Consider the following 18,286-nt stretch of genomic DNA (forward strand, 5'->3'; position numbering starts at 1 on the left):
CCACTCGATCGAGAGTGGGATTTTTTCGTTAACGGGTCCATTCGAAATATTTACGAGCGAGCTCAGTGAGCGGACTGTTGAACAAACGTTTCCGCCAGTACAAGTCGGCCGCCTTCTTGACCGCTTCGCTACGCGATGGGTACGGATAGATCATCCGGGACAGTTTACCGATCTTCTCGCCCCGCTGCATCGCATAGACGACGATTTGCATCCAATCTCCGGCCGTCATTCCGACCGCGTGCCCACCGATAATCTTACCGTTCTTCCGGGTGATGATTTTGACGAATCCTGTCTCTTGACGGTCGGCGACGAACCGATCGACCTCAGACAGTTTCGCTTCAAAAATCTCGACGTCATCGCCGTGACGCTCACGTGCCTCGGCCTCGGTCATGCCAACGTGGAACACTTCCGGGTCCGTGAACGTGATCCACGGCATCTTCGTGTAGTCGACCTTGTTCCATAGTCCGAACAAGGCGTTCGCCACGACGGCTTTCCCTTCTTCTCCGGCCGCATGGGTGAACGGTAACGTCTTGATCGTGTCACCGATCGCGAAAATGTGCGGTTGGGACGTCCGGTATGTCGAAGTGACATCAACGTACCCGTCTTTCACGTTCACATGCGCCCGGTCGAGCCGTAGTTCATCAATTCTCGGTTTACGGCCCGTCGCCATGAGCAGTTTGTCAGCCTCATACGTCACGGTCTCGCCATCGACTTCAGTCGTGACGTGAATACGTCCGTCCTCTTCCGCAATCTGCTTCACTTTCACCCCGATTTTCAGACGCATCGCCATCTCGAGCTGGGAGCGGAGCAATTTGCTGACAGACTCATCTTCTTTCGGTAAGAACGTGTCCTGTGCCTCAAGCACGGTCACTTGGCTTCCAAGACGAGCGAACGATTGGGCAAGTTCAAGCCCGACCGTGCCGGCACCGATGACGATGATACTTTCTGGCAGCGTCTCTTCTTCAAAAACTTGTTCGTTCGTTAAGTACGGAACACTGTCCAATCCATCAATCGGCGGTACGGTCGGTTTCGATCCGGTCGCGATGACAAACTTTTTCCCAATCAATAAGTCGTCTCCGACTTTAAGCTCGTACGGGCTTTGGAATGATGCCTCGCCGATATACACATCGACACCAAGTTTTTCGAAACGCTCCGTTCCGTCATGATCTTGGATGATGGCACGGGCACGATCGACACGCGCCTTCGTCGTCTGGTAATGGTCGCGGCCATCAAACTCAGCTCCGAGCACACGCGCCGCCTGCATCATGCTACTCGCTTCTTTCGAAGCGGCAATCAGCGCTTTCGACGGGACACACCCGACGTGAAGACAGTCTCCACCAAGGTGTTTTTTCTTCTCGACCAAGGCGACCTTTGCGCCTAAGTTTGCGGCACCAGCCGCGACCGTCATCCCGGCCGCGCCACCACCAATCACAATCAACTGATAATCCTTCATCTCATCAACCTCCGATAGCGTTCACTCACATCCTGCATCCGCTTCCGGTTCACCCCAAAGTCAGAGTGACCGAGTCGTGATGCCGAGCGGAATTCAATCTGTCTTGTCTCATCGTCGAATCGGAATTCAACGTCATCCTTAAAGCGCATCATTTTCGACGTGACGACATAATGGAGCGTGTCATCCGTCTCCTTGACGAGCTCGGTCCGAGGCAGTTGCCCCATCACCATCTTCATTGTCTCGATGCTCTCAGCACGGTCTTGCCCGTATGGGAGCGGCTCCATGCGTAGCGCCTCAATTTCTGTTTCGGTCGAGACAGCGTTCGGACTACCTGACAATGGCTTCAATGATTTCGTTGCCACGAAAAAAACCTCCCTCATTCTACATACAATTACATGTATCCTGAATTCGGAAGGTTTAACCCTTTTAATGCAGTTCGCTCGGGTCGAGCGGCAACAAAACAGTCACCGTCGTCCCATGACCGACCTCACTTTCAATGACGAGCTTTCCTTCGTGCGCCTCGATCAACTCCTTCGCAATCGCGAGACCAAGACCACTGCTGCCTTTCGTCACTTGCGCCTGATAGAACATTTCCGTGATGCGTTGCAGGTGATCCCGTGAGATACCAGGCCCCTCGTCAATAATCGAGATGAACGCGACCCGCTCGGATTGCACGAACCGTACGGTCAACGTCCCACCTTCGGGTGAGAAGCGAATGGCGTTCTCGAGTAAGTTTAAAAATACTTGTTTCAACCGGTTCTCATCAAACAGTCCAATCGATTTTTGGGGGTACCGTTCGATGAGGGTGATTTGTTTATCCTCGAGCGACTGTTTCAACTGAATCGTCACTTTCCGTAACAGCGATACGAGGTCGAGTTCTTGCCGATACAAGACGAGCCGGCTCTCTTCAATTTTCGTGTAATCGAGCAACTGCTCGACGAGCCCAATCATCCGCTCCGTCTCCGAATGGATGATGCTCAAACCGAGCTCGGTCTCCTCCGACACTTTCTCGTCCCCGCCGCGAATCGTCTCGGTCCACCCTTTGATCGAAGTGAGCGGCGTCCGCAACTCGTGCGACACGTTTGATAGAAATTCATTTCGCGTCGACTGATGCTGCTGCACTTTCGCTCCTAAATACGTCAGCGTCCGGGCCAGTGCCCCGAGCTCATGTTTTTCATTGGAATAGACTTCGACGTCAAAATCACCTTGCGCCATCTCATCAGCCGTCTCAATGATGTCTCGAATCGGTCGGACGAAGCGGTCTGCAATCCGAATGACGGCATAGAGCGCGACCAGCCAAATCAAGACGCCAATCATGACGACAGCCATCCAAATCTCGCGAATCAACGTATCGAGATCGGCGAGCGGCCGCGTGAAGCTGATGGCGAATTCACTCGTGCCGTCCGTGATGATGGGACTCGTCACCGACAAATAGTGGTTCCCTTCCACATCGTAATCTTGGACGATGGACTCACCGCGGGCGAGGTCTTGCAGTTGTTCCGGTGTGAAGGCCGCCTGCTGCGCCCTCTGTCCCGTCGTTTTAATGATTTGACCGGTCCGGTCGACAATCGTCAAATCGGTGCCTGGATACCCGAACGTCCGGACGAGAACCGAGAACGCGCTCGGTGTTTCAAAACCGACCTGCGCCTGGGGATAGAGATAGGCACTCGTCGTCGCATGGCTAAGTAAGGCCTCTGATTCATATTCATAGTAGTAGCGGTACGTTCCGTACGACAAGACGCTCACGAGCAAGACGAGCACGAACGTTATGACGAGCATAATCCGAATGACGAGCTGTTGCTTCATCCGTCATGTCTCCGCCATTTGTACCCGTGCCCCCACAGTGTCTCGATATAAGCCGGGTGGCTCGGATCATCTTCAATTTTTTGACGGAGACGACGAATGTTGACGTCGACCGTCTTTCTGTCCCCGAAGTAATTGATGCCCCAAACGGCATCTAACAGCGCATCACGTGATAAGACGACTTCCTCGTTTTGGACGAGGTGACAAATCAAATCGTATTCGGTCGGGGTCAAATCAATCGACTGCCCATACTTCGTCACTTGCTTCGCTGCCAAGTCGATGGCGAACGGTCCGGATTTCAATCGCTTCTTCTCTTTTCGTTTCACTTTCTCGACACGTCGGAGGAGTGCTTGAATCCGCGCCACGAGTTCGCCGGGACTGAACGGCTTGGCGATGTAGTCGTCCGCCCCACGGCCGAGTCCTTCGATTTTATCTTCTTCGAGTGTTCGCGCCGTCAGCATGATAATGCCGACATTCTCATCTAAATCACGGATGGCCGCACATGCCTCAAAACCGTCCATCTCTGGCATCATCACATCCAATAACACGACATCGAACGGTTCACGATCAAACGCCGTGACCGCCTCGCGTCCGTTCGTCGCCTCAAAGACGTCGAATCCGGCCCGCTTTAAATTAACGATGATAAAGCTGCGAATCGCATGCTCATCTTCGGCTACTAATATTCGATTCATCATTCCACCTCTTCTGAAATTCACTACTTCTTAATAGTTACGTTTTTGCGACAAGGTTGTCAATTGACCTCAAATCGTATTAGGATGGAGTCATTAGATTCTGAAGGAGGACTCCTTACCATTATGAGTTACAAGATGATTGTTTTAGATATGGACGATACGCTCCTCACGAGCGATCACACGATTTCCGCCAAAACGAAAGCTGCCTTGCTGGATGTACAAGAACGCGGACATAAAGTCGTGCTCGCGAGCGGACGTCCGACGTACGCGATGTGGGACGCAGCTCGAGAGCTCGAGCTCGCCAAATACGGTAGCTATATTCTCTCATTTAACGGTGCCTCAATCATCAACTGTGAGACAAATGAAGAAATCTTCTCAAGTACATTGCTTCCAGAGACGGTCGCCCATCTCCATGATATCAGTGTCCGGGAAGAAATCGCGATTCATACGTACATCGGTAACGAAATCGTAACCGATCAACCGAACCCGTATACCGATATCGAAGGTGAATTGACAGGGATGCCGGTCATCCATGTCGACGACTTCAAAGAAGCGGTCACGACGCCTGTCGTCAAGTGTCTCATGCTCGGTGATGGCGACACGCTTGCCCCGATTGAAACGAAACTGCAAGTCGAACTCGAAGGCAAACTCGCCGTCGCCCGTTCGAAACCGTTCTTCCTCGAATTTACGGAAGCGGGTGTGACGAAAGGGACGAGCCTCGCCTTCTTGGCCGAGCACGTCGGCATCGAGCAAGCCCACGTCATCGCTTGCGGAGACGGGAACAACGACTTGACGATGATTGAATGGGCTGGGCTTGGGGTCGCAATGGGCAACGCCAACACGACGGTCAAAGGCAAAGCCGACTTCATCACGAAATCAAACAATGAAGACGGGATCGCGCACGTTATCGAAACGTTCATGGGAACTGTCCTCGTCGATCGATAAACGGACAACTCAGGTTGAATTCAAGGAGGAATTACGATGAATAAAGGATTGAAACGGGCGGGACTCGGACTCGTCGGCACGGCTGTCGCCGGTGCCGCCTATGTATTCTTGTCCCCGAAACCGACCTCACGCCTCGTCAAAACCTCATTTGCCGGCGGGAACGAAGTGGCCATTAAAGGGTTCGAGGAAGTCGTACAAAAAACGTCGGTCCGTAAAGACATCGACTACCATTCGGCTTACGAGAACGGAACGTTCGACTTGATTCGCTACGAAGGTGAGAAGCAGATCGTCCCAACCATCTTTTGGGTGCACGGCGGTTCATTCGTCGGTGGCGATAAGGCCGACGTCTTCAAGTATGCGACGTCGATCGCAAGCAACGGCTACAACGTCGTCAGCGTCAATTATGCGCTCGCTCCAGACGTCACGTACCCCGTCCCGCTCCAACAACTTGAAGAGGCATACACGTATATCGCTGAAAACAATGACCGCTTCCGGCTCGATCTCGACCGTGTCTTCTTTGCGGGCGATTCGAACGGGGCCCAACTCGTCGCTCAGTTCGTCGGTATTCAATTGAACGACGACTACGCACCATCGGCCGAAGTGAATCAAGTCGTTCCGAAAACGTCGATCCTCGGCACGATTCTCATGTCGGGTCCGTACGATTTGAAACGAAGCATCATCGAGTCATCGAAGGCGGTCAACCGCTTCTTGTTCAAACGGATTGGTTGGGCTTACTTCGGAACGTACAATTGGGAAGACTTGCCGGTCGTCGCGGAAGCGTCGCCGCTCGTGAATATCCCGGCCACGTTCGTTCCGACGTTTATCACTGACGGCAACACCGGTTCGTTCGAAACGCAAGCGAAAGAATTTGCGACGATCCTCTCAGGTCGTGCGGACGTCACGAGCGTCTTTTATGACCGAAACGAGCACACACTCGGCCACGACTACCATTTTGAGATGGATAAGCCGGCAGCCAGTGCCACGTATCGCCGTTTAATCACATTCTTGCGTGAAACGACGCGTTAACAAATAATCCCCGCCCATCATTGGGCGGGGATTATTTTTGTCAGTTGAGCAATGCGAGCGCGCGGCCGATCAACTCATGCCGCGATGGCGACGTCTCACGTAACGCGTGCAACCGTTCCGTCAACGCCTGTCGAAGCGCATCGGACTCGACGAGCTCCAAACATTCGATGTGGAGCAACCAAGCATCGGGATGATTGGCAAGAATCGTCGGCACGAGCTCATCAATCGACTCGCCTTGCTCCCGCATATTGCGAATTCGATTGAACATCGGGTCATCGTTCGTCCAAACACGGGCGTCACGTTCGATCTGGACCGGCTTCTCCAAGATGATGAGCTCTTCAATCTCGGTGCCTGGGAAGATCGATGGGAGCGTGTCTTGTCTCACTTCAAGTGTCGTGAGATGGATTTGTCGGTCTTCAATCGTGACGATGACGTCTTCGAACTGTAACGCTTCCGTCGTCTCGCTGACGAGGCGTCCGTCCAGTCGAATCCCTGCCGTCGCCAATACGTCTTGAAGCGGTCCATCGAGAACGAGTACGCCGTGGTTCTGTAAGTTCGTCAATTGACCGTGATTGACGTTCACACAGTCGTCCCACTGGACGAGCGCATGGGCTCCGGAGCGTGTCACGTGACGAATCACACCGACGCGGTCCGTCCCGTCTTCAAGCCGGACGGTCGATTGACTGCCCGACGCGAGCGCTTTCTCGAGCGAGGCGATCCCACCTTGGTTGACCGCCATCCGTGACTCGAGTTCGTCTAGCGCGTCCTTCAACGCTTCAAAGTCCGGGATGACGAACAACTCGCGTTGCATATTCGTCACGTCCTGTTTCGTTTCGAGTGCGTGCTCTAAATTGAACGGATGTTTCGTGACGGCGTCAGTCAAACAATGACGGCTCTCCCCGACCGATGATAACAGTCCTGCCCCGTAGATGAGCGGGTTGTCCACCTCACCGATGAGACCGAACTCGACCGTCCACCAAAAGATGCGGGCGACTTGTTGCGCTTCAGAGAAGCCGGTTACTTGGGCTTTGGCCGCATGAACCGCCGCTTCGGCTGCCGCGATCTCCTCGTCCGTCGAGTTCGCATTCTCCTTCACGACGGTCAATCGTTTCAGTGCTGCAAACGAGGCGTGTTCTTCACGATTCATGAACGCTTTCGCTCCAAGCTGTCCGAACCGCTTCACGATTTGAGAGAACTCCGGATCCATCAACATCGGTGCATGACCAGCCGCCTCGTGGATGATATCTGGTGCCGGACTGTACAAAATATTCTCGACTTTACGAATATCGGTCGCGACCGGCAACATGCCGTTGCCTTGGAAATCAAAGAAAGCGACACCTGGGATGAGTCCATCGACCGCGACCGTCGACCAACCGGCCGCTCGCATCTCTTCGGTCATCTTTTCAACGTCAGGGAGACGCTCTGGTCCCATGCCCGTCTTTTTCAACCCTTCGATGTAGAACGGGTGTGCCTTCCCTTCAAGCGTGTGCAAGTTCAGTCGCAAGACGAAGCGCCAGACAGCATGATCCGTCGGCGTGTACTCGTCGTAGAACTGTGGCGAAATATGTGGGGCCAAATGGCGTGGAATGATTTGTGTGAGCATGATGTTTCCTCCTTTGATTGACTGAACGTAAAAAAGTCCCTATCGATTCACTCGATAGGGACGACGATGCCGCGGTACCACCCTGATTACTAGACGGACGTCTAGTCACTCTATTCCGATAACGGGGGACCGCTCAACAAGTGAGAGCTCGCGAACTGTAATTCGATTCATCTTTTGGGCGTGTTCACAGCACCACACGCTCTCTGGGCCAGGGAAGATGTCTCTACTTCGGTTCGGTCATCGCTTTTATACTGTTATACAGTTATGCTTCTATGCACATGTGCTTTTAAGCGCTAAAGTATCTTGTTGGTAGTAACGATAACAGACCGTTTGAATGTCGTCAACAAAAAAACAGTCCGCATCTGCAGACTGTCACAAACACCAATCAATTTCAGGTTGTCCCCACTCGCTCAACTTCGCGTTCACTTGCGAGAACGGCTTCGATCCGAAAAAGCCGCGATGCGACGAGAGCGGGCTCGGATGGACCGACGTCAAGACGGCATGTTGCGGGCCAATCCATTTCTGTTTCTTCTTCGCGTCGTTGCCCCATAAGACGAACACGATCGGCTCTTCACGCTGCCCCAGTCGCTCGATGATGGAGTCGGTGAACTGTTCCCAGCCCTTCCCGCGGTGAGACCCGGCCTTGCCTGCCTCGACCGTGAGGGCGGTGTTGAGCAATAGCACGCCTTGTCGGGCCCATTTCTCCAAATTGCCGCTGGTCGGGACCTTACAACCGATATCGTCCTGCAATTCTTTAAAGATATTACGGAGTGACGGCGGAAGGCGGACGCCGTCTTGGACCGAGAAACTGAGTCCATGCGCTTGGTTCGGTCCGTGATAGGGATCTTGCCCGAGGATGACACATTTGACGTCCTTGAACTTCGTATAGACGAACGCGTTCCAAATATCTTCTCGCTCCGGATAGACGGTCGATGTCTCGTACGCTTCATCGACGAACGTCTTTAGCTCGGCAAAATATGGCTCGCTCATCTCGGTCGCGATGATGTCGCTCCAATCCCCAAGCAGGCGATTTGATAACTGTTCTCCCATGTTCTTCTCCCCTTTCCGTCTTATCATACCCGAATCGATGGCACACAAAAAGACGAGCCCGATTGGACTCGCCTTGACAATTATACTGTGACTGCGCCTGCGACTTCTTTCGCAAGTGCTTCGGCTTTCGCTTTTGCGTCAGCAACGATTTCTTCGATTTTGTCTGGGTATTGGTTCATTCCTTCAACTGGAAGTGTCGTCACTTCTGTCACGCCGACAAATGCGAGCGCTTGACGGAGGTAAGCGTCTGCGAAGTTGAGGTCCGTACCCGTGTAGATGCCACCCGTACCTTGGATGTGGATTGCTTGTTTGTTCTCGAGAAGACCGACTGGACCTTGCTCTGTGTAACGGAATGTTTTACCAGCCGTCAAGACGCTGTCGAGGAACATCTTCATGCGTGCTGGGAAGAAGAAGTTCCACATTGGCGTCGCGAAGACATACATGTCAGCTTCCATGAACTTCTCGAGCATACCGTTCATTGTTGCGACTTTAGCCGCTTCGACGTCTGTGAGTGCTTCGCCTGATGCGAATTTGCCCCATGCGCTGAGGACGTCGCCGTCGATTTCTTGGACATCGACATCGTAAAGTTCAATCGCTTCAACTTCGAGTGACGCATTCTCGTTCGTGAGTGTCGTCATGAATGTTTCAGCGACTTGTTTGCTGTATGACAATTCTGTCGGTTTCGGGTTAGCAGATACGTATAATACCTTTTTCATAATGGGTTCCTCCATAAAAGTAATCTCTATTTGTAACAACAGTTTGAACTATATCATCTGTATATCTCACAGTCGATTATTTTAACTTCAAGATAAATGAGTCAAAAAAAAAACAGGCAGGCATCATTTGCCTGCCGCGTTATAACCGACCCGTTTTAATAGGTCGATCAGCATTTCCGTCTCCTCTTCACTAAGTGGACCGTAAATGTCTTTAAAGATTTCGATATGCTCGGGATAGACGACGTCCATCAAACGCTTGCCTTCTTCGGTCAACGAAGCATACGTGACGCGTCGGTCAGATGGACAAGCTACACGTTCAATCAAGCCACGTTTTTCAAGCTTATCGATCACGTATGTGACACTGCCGCTCGTAATCAAAATTTGATCTCCGATTTGCTGGAGCGGGGTATCCCCTCGTTTATACAAGACCGATAAAACACCGAACTCTGTTGAATTCAATTGGTGGCGTCGTAAATCGTCCTTCACACGGTCACTGATCGCGTCCATCGCTCGTGCTAAGACGATCCATGCCTTCAATTCGAGTGATTCAATCATGTCGGTTTCACCTCAATTCGTTCATCATTTACTTTTAGTATAGCAGGACATGAGCAGTATACGGTCGGAAAAACGCTTCGTCAAGAAACTTCTTCATTGTCGCTCCTGTCGGAAACGTATAGAATGGAATTATTGCGATTTTTAGAAAGGATGGACGGTATGCGCGAGTATTATGAAATTTCATTGACGATTAAAGAAGCTTATTTGGGAACGGTCATCGAGTTGTTGAACCGGGAAGGGATTGCCCCAGACTATGCGCTCGAAAAAGAAGGCGCGGTCTTTTTACTGTTCAACCACTTGCCATGGCCGAACGTCACACGGGAACCCCATGCGGTCGAACGTTTCTTATTGACGTTGTCACGCGAGGACTATTTGTTCGTCAAAACAAAACGCAAGTCTCCCGTCCCTGACCATGAACCGGTCGCTTGCATGGGTGCGTTCGACTCACCGTTCCATGAACATTTGAAGATTGAACTCGCCGTCGACGAATCGGATGCGAGCCACCTTGATATGTCGGCGTTCCGCCATTACTGAACAACACGTCTGTGTTGTTTTTTTATGACTAGACCGACGCACGGACGGGAATACATGACAATATCTGAATGTGAAAAGGGGAATGTGCTTTGATGGATACAGTCATGTTAATCGTCAACCCGTCATCTGGGAAAGAGTTAGGGAAAGAACACGCCGCGGCTGCGGAGGACGTGTTACGCGAGCGTTACGGCAACGTCGATGTCCGCTTCACGGAGAAGGCTGACGATGCCACCCATTTCGCGAAAGAAGCGGCCTCGAAACAATATAAAGCCGTCATCGCGATGGGCGGTGACGGGACACTGAACGAGGCCGTCACCGGTCTCGCCGAAGCCGACCATCGTCCTGATTTCGGCATCATCCCGCTCGGTACCGTCAACGACCTCGCCCGCGCGCTCGGTGTCCCGAGCGATCCCGAAGATGCCATCGAGGCGCTCAAGACGGCGCAACCGACACCGATGGATATCGGTAAATACGAGAACGGCTATTTCATGAATGTCATCGCGATCGGGCTCATCGCCGAGGCCGTCGACGAGGTCAGTGTCGAGGAGAAAACGAAATGGGGCCCGTTCGCCTACTTGATCGAAGGCATCAAAGCGTTCCGCGAACATAGTCCGTATGCGCTGTCGGTCCAAGCCGATGAGCACACGTTCGACGGAGACGCCTATTTGGTCGTCATCGCCCTCACGAACTCGGTCGGCGGGTTTGAGAACTTTGAACCGGACGCTGAGTTGAACGATGGCTTGCTTCATGTCTACTTATTTGAAAACCTCGGCTTCAAAGACGCGGTCCAACTCGCACCGGCCCTCTTCACCGGCAAGTTGAAAGAAACGGACAGCGTCACGTCGTTCACGACGAAACGCGTGCATGTCGACTCACCAGAATCGCTTCCGGTCAATGCTGACGGCGACACGGGCGGGCAGCTGCCGCTCACGTTCGAGGTGCTGCCAAGCCATCTCAACGTCTTGAAGCCGACTCAATAAAACGCGGACTTTTTCAGTTCGAGGGCGAATGCGTCTACCTGAAAGGAGGAGATTCGATGCCCATCTCGCTCGTCCCATTGCAGGAAGCGTCCGACGCCATCGTCGCGACATTCAATCGCTGGAATAACGACCCCGCCATCGTCCATTTGATTCGTCCCGTCCGCTCGCAGGAAGAACTCGCCGCCGAACATCACATGACGGTCGAGGACTTGACGGACCGCCTCCGGACCCATGACATCTTCCTCATCTACGCAGATGACGTGCTTGTCGGTGAGGTGAATATCATCTATGATGCCCCGCATCTGTACGACAACGAACGCGGAAGCGCCTGGCTCGGACTCGTGATTGGAGAGCCGACCGGTCGCGGGAGAGGTGTCGGCACAACGGCCCTGACCCTGTTAGAAGAACGATTGCGTGCACAAAATGTGCCTCGCATCGAGCTCGGTGTGTTTGGATTCAATGAAGCGGCTCATCACCTTTATCGAAAGGTCGGCTACACGGAAATTGCCCGCATCGAGGCGTTCACTTATTGGAACGGTCGATTTTGGCCAGATATCCGGATGGAAAAACGATTGGACTGAATAAGACCTTCCTCGCATCGAGGAAGGCCTTTCGTCAGTTATTTAAATTCTCGACTTCGACGACGCGGAACCCTTTTTGTTCGAGTTTCGCGACGATTTTGTCTTTCTTCGGCTCGTCGCAATCAGGCGGCAACGTGATCAATACCCGGCGCAAGACTTTACTCTTGGCATCGAGCGTCATGAGACTGGCAATCGATGAGTATTTGCTGATGATTTTCGTGATTTTCTCAAGCGCCCCCGCTTGCTCACTGAGTGCGATTGTGACAACATAACTCCCCGTGTCACGACTCCATGCCTCTTCGAGCATGCCGAGCATCTTCCCGTGCGGCAAAATCCCGTAGAATTCGTTGTTCTCATCTTTCAAGACCGCGATATACGGTAATTCTTTGATCGAGAAGAACACTTTGAAGAAACCGTCCGATTCATGGACGTACTTTTGCGTGTTCTTGATGAGCTCCATGACGTTGTCGTCTAGGCTCGCCCCACTCATCCCGTGGCGATAAATATGCATTTTATAGATATTACCGCGGAAAAACGTTCCCGTCTCATCGAGCACAGGGACACAGCGGTAGCCTGTCTTTTCGAGCGTGTCGAGCGCCTCGCGTAATGTCGCCTTTTCACTGATTGTGACGACATCTTTCTTCGGAATGCATAAGCTATGCACTAACATGCGGTTTTCCTCCTAGCCAATTGAAAGTGGTCTACACCCTATTCATTACTATTCCCCAAATATGATTGAAATCCTGCCATCAATTTTCGAAACTTATTCCGGCTTGAATGCGACCTCGGAATTTGTCGTAGCGTCAAAAAGTCGTTATAGTGAAACTATCCAAACAGACAAAGGGGATTGAACGACTATGACAATGAAAAAAGCGTTAACGATTGCTGGCTCGGATACGAGCGGCGGTGCAGGCATCCAGGCTGATTTGAAGACGATGGAAGAGCTCGGTGTTTACGGGATGACCGCACTCACGGTCATCGTGGCTCAAGACCCGCATAACGCGTGGCACCACGAAGTATTCCCGATCGACACGACGTTGATTGAGAAACAAATCGATACGGTCCTCGCCGGAATCGGTGTCGATGCCGTCAAGACAGGCATGCTCCCGACGCCAGAGATCATCGAACTCGCCGCTCGTAAAATTAAAGAATACGGCATCCAGAACGCGGTCGTTGACCCGGTCATGGCTTGTAAAGGTGCAGACGAGATTCTCAACCCGGACGTCGCGGTCGCGATGCGCAAACACCTCGTACCGGTCGCTAAAATCATCACACCGAACTTGTTCGAGGCGCGCATGCTCGCAGGTCTCGATAAAACACCTTCGACGATCGATGAAATCAAAGAAGCTGCTCGTTTGATCCATGAGCTCGGCGCTGAGATTGTCATCGTCAAAGTCGGCGGCAAGCTCGGGTTTGATACAGCATTCGACGTGCTTTACGACGGTAACGAGTATCGTCTCCTTGAGAGCGAGAAAATCGAGCCTGCCTTCACACATGGCGGCGGTTGCACGTTCTCGTCAGCGATCGCGGCCTCACTCGCGAACGGTCACTCGGTCGATGAGGCTATCCAAATCGGAAAAGAGTTTATCACTGAAGCGGTCCGTCATTCGTTCCGCCTCAACCAATACGTTGGCCCGACGAACCATACCGGTTACCGTAAAAAACTAGCAACACAATCTTAACGGGTGGCCCGGGACGTATGTCTCGGGTCATCGTTTCCATTGGAGGGAACCGCGTGAAATCGATTCAACCTACAACTATCCAGACATACTTGGACGCGCATGTATCCATGCCGCTCTATGTCCACGTCGAGACGACGAACGGGGCGTATGCGACGCATAACGACCCTGACTTTCATAACGCCGGCATGTTCATCCGGAACGTCGTCATCGAATACAGCATCGGCCAAATCAAAGGCAACGGTCCATATCGGGTCGGCTTGAAGCTCGATCACGGTTGGCTTTACGTCGAAGGATTGACCGATTACGAACAGCATGGGGACCAGCTCCTGCTCGCCGGTCATGACCGGCTCGGTCGCCTCGCCTGCGCCTTACACTTAGATATCAAACCGCTCCCACAAGGAGCCTCGGAGGTGGAAAGCCAATGAATGGACCGTTACTCGTTATTTTCCCGCATCCTGATGATGAAGCGTTCAGCTCGGCCGGGACGATTATCCAACACCATAAGAACGGCTTCCCGGTCACGTACGTCTGTCTGACACTCGGTGAGATGGGCCGCAACATGGGCTCACCGATTTTCACAACACGGGAAGAGTTGCCGAAGATTCGCAAGCATGAGCTCGAGGAAGCATGTGCCGTCATGGGCATCGACGACCTCCGCATGTGGGGACTCCGTGATAAGACCGTCGAGTTCGAAGACGAAGCGGAACTCGCTGGACGGTTCAGCGCGTTAATCGAAGAAGTGAAACCGGCCCGCGTCATTTCCTTCTACCCGGGCTACGCCGTCCATCCCGACCATGAGGCGACAGCACGAGCGGTCGTTCGAGCGCTCCAAGAGATGGATGAAGCGAGTCGTCCAGAGTTTTTAGGCGTCGCCTTTGACCATCGCACCGAAGCGGAACTCGGAAAACCGCACGTCCTCATCGAAGTCGGCGACGAGAGTGCCGCGAAACGCGAGGCGTTGCTCGCCCACCGCTCTCAGACGGAAGGATTGCTGCGGGCCATCGACAACGCAGAAAACGCCCACGTCATGGAGTTACTCCAACGTGAGCGTTTCTATCACTATCCGTTCTCATGATTCGTAAGCGAGACGTGTCATGTACAAGAGTGCACCGACAGCCCCGAGGCCGATCAACGTTCCCAATACGACAACGATATGTTCCATGTTCTCACCTCTACTTGGTTATACGAACTTGATGGATCATTGGTTTCAAAGCGCATGTGCTGACATGCGCTTTTTTTCTTAGAAGTACAAGAAGTAAATGACAGCCGCCAACACGATGCGATAAATCGCGAACGGCGTCAATTTGACTTTATTGATCAGCTTCAAGAAGAACTTGATCGACAACAGCGCGAATAAGAACGCGCTAATGAATCCGACGACGAAGAACGGGAGGGTCGCCATCGTGAAGTACCCCCATTTGCTGTAGAGCGAGAGCGCACTAGCACCGAACATAATCGGTACGGCCATGATGAACGTGAAGTCCGCCGCGGCCCGGTGACTCATCCCTAAGAGGACACCGCCCGATATGGTCGAGCCTGAGCGTGAAAAGCCCGGCCAGAGCGAGAAACATTGAATCAAGCCGACACCGAGCGCCTGCTTATACGAAATCTCATCGAGCGTTGCTGTCGTCTGACGCTTCACGCCTGACAAATCCGCGGCAATCATGAAGAATGCTCCGATGACGAGTCCGATTAAGACGGTCTTGATCGAGAACAAGTTCTCATCGATATAGTCTTCAAACAATAGCCCGAGCACGCCTGCTGGGAGCAGACCGATGAAGATATGTAGCAAGTTCAGTTTCTTTGTCGGCCCGCTGCTGCGAATCGCGAGCAACTCCTTCGGATTCAACAACTCCTTGAACCGATTTCGAAATACGACGATGACCGCTAAAATCGAACCGAGCTGAATTACGATCTTAAATGTGTTCGCCACCTCTTGACCGAGGAAGCTACTCGAGTTGAGCCACAGGTCGTCCACGAGAATCATATGTCCCGTTGACGATACCGGAGCAAACTCTGTCAGTCCTTCGACGACGCCTAACAAAAAGCCAATAAATAATTCATACCATTCCATTGTTTATCTCCTACTCCAGTATTGTTTCTTATCATACACAAATTTATTCTCACCCGCCCTAGGTCTTGAGGCGTAAAAAAAAAGGATGCTCGCTTAAGCACCCTTTTTCCAAGTAACGAATATGATGAGCAATTGATGCATACAAACGACGATCCCAATCCATAAAAAGGCAGTGAAGAGCGTCATACCGGCCCCGACCACAAACACTAGTCCGATGAGGATGATACTAACGTGCAGCAACATCGAGACGGATGACTCGGTCGTCGCCCGGATGACAGACGGGACACGGTGATGCAATGCCCCGAGATAGAGCGGTTCGACGATGCCGATAAGAAACGCCATGCCTGCCATCCAGACGAGTCCGACTTGTCCTGGGAAAAAGCCGAGAATGACAAAACCGAGACCGATGCCCCAACCGATTCCGTGCAACCAACGATCGACCGTCGTGATGTGTAACAGGACCGGGGCGAGCAGTTGCCCTGGTATTTGAATGAGCAACAGGACAGTCGAAATCATTCCGAACCAATAGATGGGAACTTCGACGTCACGGGCGTACAACTGCCAAAACTCATCGATGAAGTTGAACGCACCGATTGTCACGATGAACACCGACGACAAGGCAAGTAGCTGGTGGTCGTGCCACACGAAGCGAAAACCTGCCCCGATGTCCGCCCATGTCATTCGTTCCTCTGTCACGACTCGTCTCGGCTCGACAAGGCCAAGGCCACATGCTGTCGCGATAAACAAACTGACAGTCGACAGCACATAGTTCAGTTCAAACGGGAAGCGTGTGGCCAGCAAGGCGCCGCTGATCGCCGCGAGAACGGCTGCAACGATTCCGATGACATTCAACCGGCCGACCCAGCGCTCGAACGCCTCCGTCTTCCCATCCTGTTCAAGCGTCTCATAGAGCAGTGCATTCTCCGCCCCGCTCCGGAGCGCCGCCCCAATGCCTGACAAGGCGATGGCTAAGGCGAAACCGCCGAACGAAAAGGACACAAGTAACACGACAAAGGAACCCCACTCGAGTGCAGTCCCGATTTGCAACAGACGTCGGCGTTCCAAGCGATCGGCTAACACCCCGGTCGGCACTTCGAGGATGACGACGAGGACGGCATAGAGCATTTCGAGATAGACGACTTCTTGCATCGTGATCGTCCGCGACTCCCAAAACAGACGCTCAATCGTGTAGGCCGGGACGAGTGCCTCGAACCAACGCATCCATCCAAGCAACGTAACGTTTCGACCGACTTAGCTAGGTGAACGTGCTCGTTTCATCTAAATCTCCTCCTTATTCACCTATTCCCGATTGCACAAAAAAAGCCACGGAAAATTCCGTGGCCAGACGATTATTTGAGCAGATTAAGGATTTCGCGATTGAACGCCGGGATGTCGTCCGGTTGACGGCTTGTCACCAGCTGTTCTTGGCAGACGACGACTTCTTTGTCCGCATACTTCGCACCGGCATACTCCATGTCGACTTTAATCGACTTATAACCGGTTGCATCGCGGCCTTCGAGCGTCTTCGCCGTAATCAACAGTTGTGGGCCGTGACAGATAGCGAACACAGGTTTCTTCGCGTCCATGAACGCTTTCGCGAATTGAACGAATCGCTCGTCTTCACGTAACAAGTCGGGTGAGAACCCACCTGGTAACAGCAACGCGTCGAAGTCTTCCGGCGACACGTCATCGATCGCTTTGTCGATCGTGACTTTCGACTCACCTTGTTTGCCTTCAACCGTGTTACCGGCTTTCTTTTCAATCGTGACAACTTCGTGCCCCGCTTCCACCAATGCGTCGCGTGGACCCGTGAACTCTACGTCTTCAAACATATCTGTGATTAGCGTTGCTACTTTTGCCATATTGAAAACACTCCCTCATTATTTTTATTCACATAAGGAGTGTTCCACGCCTAACCGGTCCATAAACATTCAACGAAACTTCGAGACGTACGGATTAGCTCGTTCGAAGAAGCGGTACGGGTAATCGCGTGCTTCGCCCGTATTCGGGATCCCTACGCGTGGACCGGCCTCGATTTCCGGGATGGCACTCCCTTCAACGATATAAAGCGGCTCATGTTGGAGCGAATGTCCGTATAGGTCCATCGTGATGCCAAGCGCTTTCGTCAGCTTTCCAGGTCCATTCGTCTGGTCGAATCGCTTGATGCCGGGACGATTCGCCTCAATGATGCCCTGTCCTTCAATCGGCTCGATGGCCCGAATGAGGACGGCTTCCGGCGTGCCGACCGGACCGCTCACGACATTGAGCAGCGTGTGTGTATGCATCTGATACGTATAGACGTGTCCAGGTAACCCGAACATCACCTCGGTCCGATTCGTCCGTCTGCCACCGAAACTGTGGGCCGCCCGGTCGATGGCACCGAGATAAGCTTCCGTCTCGACGATCTTTCCGACGATTTGACCGTCGAGATGATCATGGACGAGATAGTGACCAAGTAACGAACGGGCCAATTCGAGCGTCGGTTGCTCATAAAATGATGGATCGAGTCGTTTCATCGTCATCCCTCCTCGGCCTCATTTTCTCAAATGAAGACGGGAAGATACAAAAAAGATGCCCTGAACGATTCAGGAC

The 18,286-nt window shown here is 52.6% G+C and carries 21 protein-coding genes and 1 other annotated feature; of the genes, 8 read left to right on the forward strand and 13 right to left on the reverse strand.

Going from position 1 to position 18,286, the window contains the following annotated elements; translation table 11 throughout:
• Positions 1–28 precede the first annotated feature (28 nt).
• From FED52_RS12440 to FED52_RS12455, 4 genes are all read right to left on the reverse strand, one after another.
• Positions 29–1,453, reverse strand: a complete 1,425-nt coding sequence (locus FED52_RS12440) for a dihydrolipoyl dehydrogenase family protein (RefSeq protein WP_138860060.1) — start codon at positions 1,451–1,453, stop codon at positions 29–31.
• Entirely contained in the window at positions 1,450–1,815 is a 366-nt protein-coding gene (locus FED52_RS12445; RefSeq protein ID WP_205729343.1) for a DUF1499 domain-containing protein, read from the reverse strand. The genes FED52_RS12440 and FED52_RS12445 overlap by 4 nt, the downstream gene beginning before the upstream one ends.
• Positions 1,816–1,879: 64 nt before the next feature.
• Entirely contained in the window at positions 1,880–3,259 is a 1,380-nt protein-coding gene (locus tag FED52_RS12450) for a sensor histidine kinase (protein ID WP_138860062.1), read from the reverse strand.
• On the reverse strand, positions 3,256–3,948 hold the full coding sequence (locus tag FED52_RS12455) for a response regulator transcription factor (RefSeq protein ID WP_034780802.1): 693 nt from the start codon (positions 3,946–3,948) through the stop codon (positions 3,256–3,258). Before FED52_RS12455 ends, FED52_RS12450 begins: the two co-directional genes overlap by 4 nt.
• Before the next feature lie 123 nt (positions 3,949–4,071).
• Here FED52_RS12455 and FED52_RS12460 point away from each other — a divergent pair, with 123 nt between their 5' ends.
• Positions 4,072–4,893 carry a Cof-type HAD-IIB family hydrolase gene (locus tag FED52_RS12460; protein ID WP_034780799.1) on the forward strand — a complete coding sequence of 274 codons (822 nt, stop codon included), beginning with the start codon at positions 4,072–4,074 and terminating at the stop codon, positions 4,891–4,893.
• Between the two features lie 36 nt (positions 4,894–4,929).
• On the forward strand, positions 4,930–5,919 hold the full coding sequence (locus FED52_RS12465; protein ID WP_138860063.1) for an alpha/beta hydrolase: 990 nt from the start codon (positions 4,930–4,932) through the stop codon (positions 5,917–5,919).
• A gap of 40 nt (positions 5,920–5,959) precedes the next feature.
• On the opposite strand, the gene FED52_RS12470 is transcribed toward FED52_RS12465, so the two are convergent.
• From FED52_RS12470 to FED52_RS12485, 4 genes are all read right to left on the reverse strand, one after another.
• Positions 5,960–7,522, reverse strand: coding sequence for an aromatic amino acid hydroxylase (locus tag FED52_RS12470; protein ID WP_138860064.1), 1,563 nt, complete (start codon positions 7,520–7,522; stop codon positions 5,960–5,962).
• A 53-nt stretch (positions 7,523–7,575) separates the two neighbouring features.
• Positions 7,576–7,772 (reverse strand) — a binding site (T-box leader).
• Between the two features lie 122 nt (positions 7,773–7,894).
• Complete coding sequence (locus tag FED52_RS12475; protein WP_138860065.1) at positions 7,895–8,572, reverse strand: uracil-DNA glycosylase; 678 nt, start codon at positions 8,570–8,572, stop codon at positions 7,895–7,897.
• 80 nt (positions 8,573–8,652) lie between these two features.
• Entirely contained in the window at positions 8,653–9,288 is a 636-nt protein-coding gene (locus FED52_RS12480; protein WP_029596264.1) for an FMN-dependent NADH-azoreductase, read from the reverse strand.
• Between the two features lie 123 nt (positions 9,289–9,411).
• Positions 9,412–9,843, reverse strand: coding sequence for a MarR family winged helix-turn-helix transcriptional regulator (locus FED52_RS12485; protein WP_034780788.1), 432 nt, complete (start codon positions 9,841–9,843; stop codon positions 9,412–9,414).
• A gap of 159 nt (positions 9,844–10,002) precedes the next feature.
• Here FED52_RS12485 and FED52_RS12490 point away from each other — a divergent pair, with 159 nt between their 5' ends.
• The 3 genes from FED52_RS12490 (at position 10,003) to FED52_RS12500 (ending at position 11,938) form a co-directional block, all read left to right on the forward strand.
• The gene (locus FED52_RS12490) at positions 10,003–10,377 is read left to right on the forward strand and encodes a hypothetical protein (RefSeq protein ID WP_138860066.1); all 375 of its coding nucleotides are present in this window, start codon (positions 10,003–10,005) and stop codon (positions 10,375–10,377) included.
• Between the two features lie 92 nt (positions 10,378–10,469).
• Positions 10,470–11,357, forward strand: coding sequence for a diacylglycerol/lipid kinase family protein (locus FED52_RS12495; protein WP_138860067.1), 888 nt, complete (start codon positions 10,470–10,472; stop codon positions 11,355–11,357).
• 56 nt (positions 11,358–11,413) lie between these two features.
• Positions 11,414–11,938, forward strand: a complete 525-nt coding sequence (locus FED52_RS12500) for a GNAT family N-acetyltransferase (protein ID WP_138860068.1) — start codon at positions 11,414–11,416, stop codon at positions 11,936–11,938.
• Positions 11,939–11,972: 34 nt separating this feature from the next.
• On the opposite strand, the gene cbpA is transcribed toward FED52_RS12500, so the two are convergent.
• A complete protein-coding gene (gene cbpA, locus FED52_RS12505) occupies positions 11,973–12,608 on the reverse strand; it encodes a cyclic di-AMP binding protein CbpA (protein ID WP_138860069.1) in 636 nt (211 codons plus the stop codon).
• A 187-nt stretch (positions 12,609–12,795) separates the two neighbouring features.
• Here cbpA and pdxK point away from each other — a divergent pair, with 187 nt between their 5' ends.
• From pdxK to bshB2, 3 genes are read left to right on the forward strand one after another with little or no spacing between them, the layout of a single operon-like run.
• Positions 12,796–13,620, forward strand: coding sequence for a pyridoxine/pyridoxal/pyridoxamine kinase (pdxK, locus tag FED52_RS12510; protein ID WP_138860070.1), 825 nt, complete (start codon positions 12,796–12,798; stop codon positions 13,618–13,620).
• 53 nt (positions 13,621–13,673) lie between these two features.
• Complete coding sequence (locus FED52_RS12515; protein WP_034780768.1) at positions 13,674–14,045, forward strand: YojF family protein; 372 nt, start codon at positions 13,674–13,676, stop codon at positions 14,043–14,045.
• Positions 14,042–14,695, forward strand: a complete 654-nt coding sequence (gene bshB2, locus FED52_RS12520) for a bacillithiol biosynthesis deacetylase BshB2 (protein ID WP_034780767.1) — start codon at positions 14,042–14,044, stop codon at positions 14,693–14,695. The genes FED52_RS12515 and bshB2 overlap by 4 nt, the downstream gene beginning before the upstream one ends.
• Before the next feature lie 165 nt (positions 14,696–14,860).
• On the opposite strand, the gene FED52_RS12525 is transcribed toward bshB2, so the two are convergent.
• The 4 genes from FED52_RS12525 to FED52_RS12540 all read right to left on the reverse strand — a co-directional run bounded on the left by FED52_RS12525 (position 14,861) and on the right by FED52_RS12540 (position 18,216).
• Positions 14,861–15,694 (reverse strand): undecaprenyl-diphosphate phosphatase, encoded by an 834-nt coding sequence (locus FED52_RS12525; protein WP_138860071.1) that lies wholly within the window; start codon positions 15,692–15,694, stop codon positions 14,861–14,863.
• Between the two features lie 93 nt (positions 15,695–15,787).
• Complete coding sequence (locus FED52_RS12530; protein WP_240731269.1) at positions 15,788–16,927, reverse strand: MFS transporter; 1,140 nt, start codon at positions 16,925–16,927, stop codon at positions 15,788–15,790.
• Between the two features lie 116 nt (positions 16,928–17,043).
• The gene (locus FED52_RS12535) at positions 17,044–17,556 is read right to left on the reverse strand and encodes a type 1 glutamine amidotransferase domain-containing protein (RefSeq protein WP_034780765.1); all 513 of its coding nucleotides are present in this window, start codon (positions 17,554–17,556) and stop codon (positions 17,044–17,046) included.
• A 69-nt stretch (positions 17,557–17,625) separates the two neighbouring features.
• The gene (locus FED52_RS12540; RefSeq protein ID WP_138860072.1) at positions 17,626–18,216 is read right to left on the reverse strand and encodes a DNA-3-methyladenine glycosylase; all 591 of its coding nucleotides are present in this window, start codon (positions 18,214–18,216) and stop codon (positions 17,626–17,628) included.
• Between the last annotated feature and the right edge of the window lie 70 nt (positions 18,217–18,286).

The organism is Exiguobacterium mexicanum (assembly GCF_005960665.1).
Taxonomy (GTDB): Bacteria; Bacillota; Bacilli; order Exiguobacteriales; family Exiguobacteriaceae; genus Exiguobacterium; species Exiguobacterium mexicanum_A.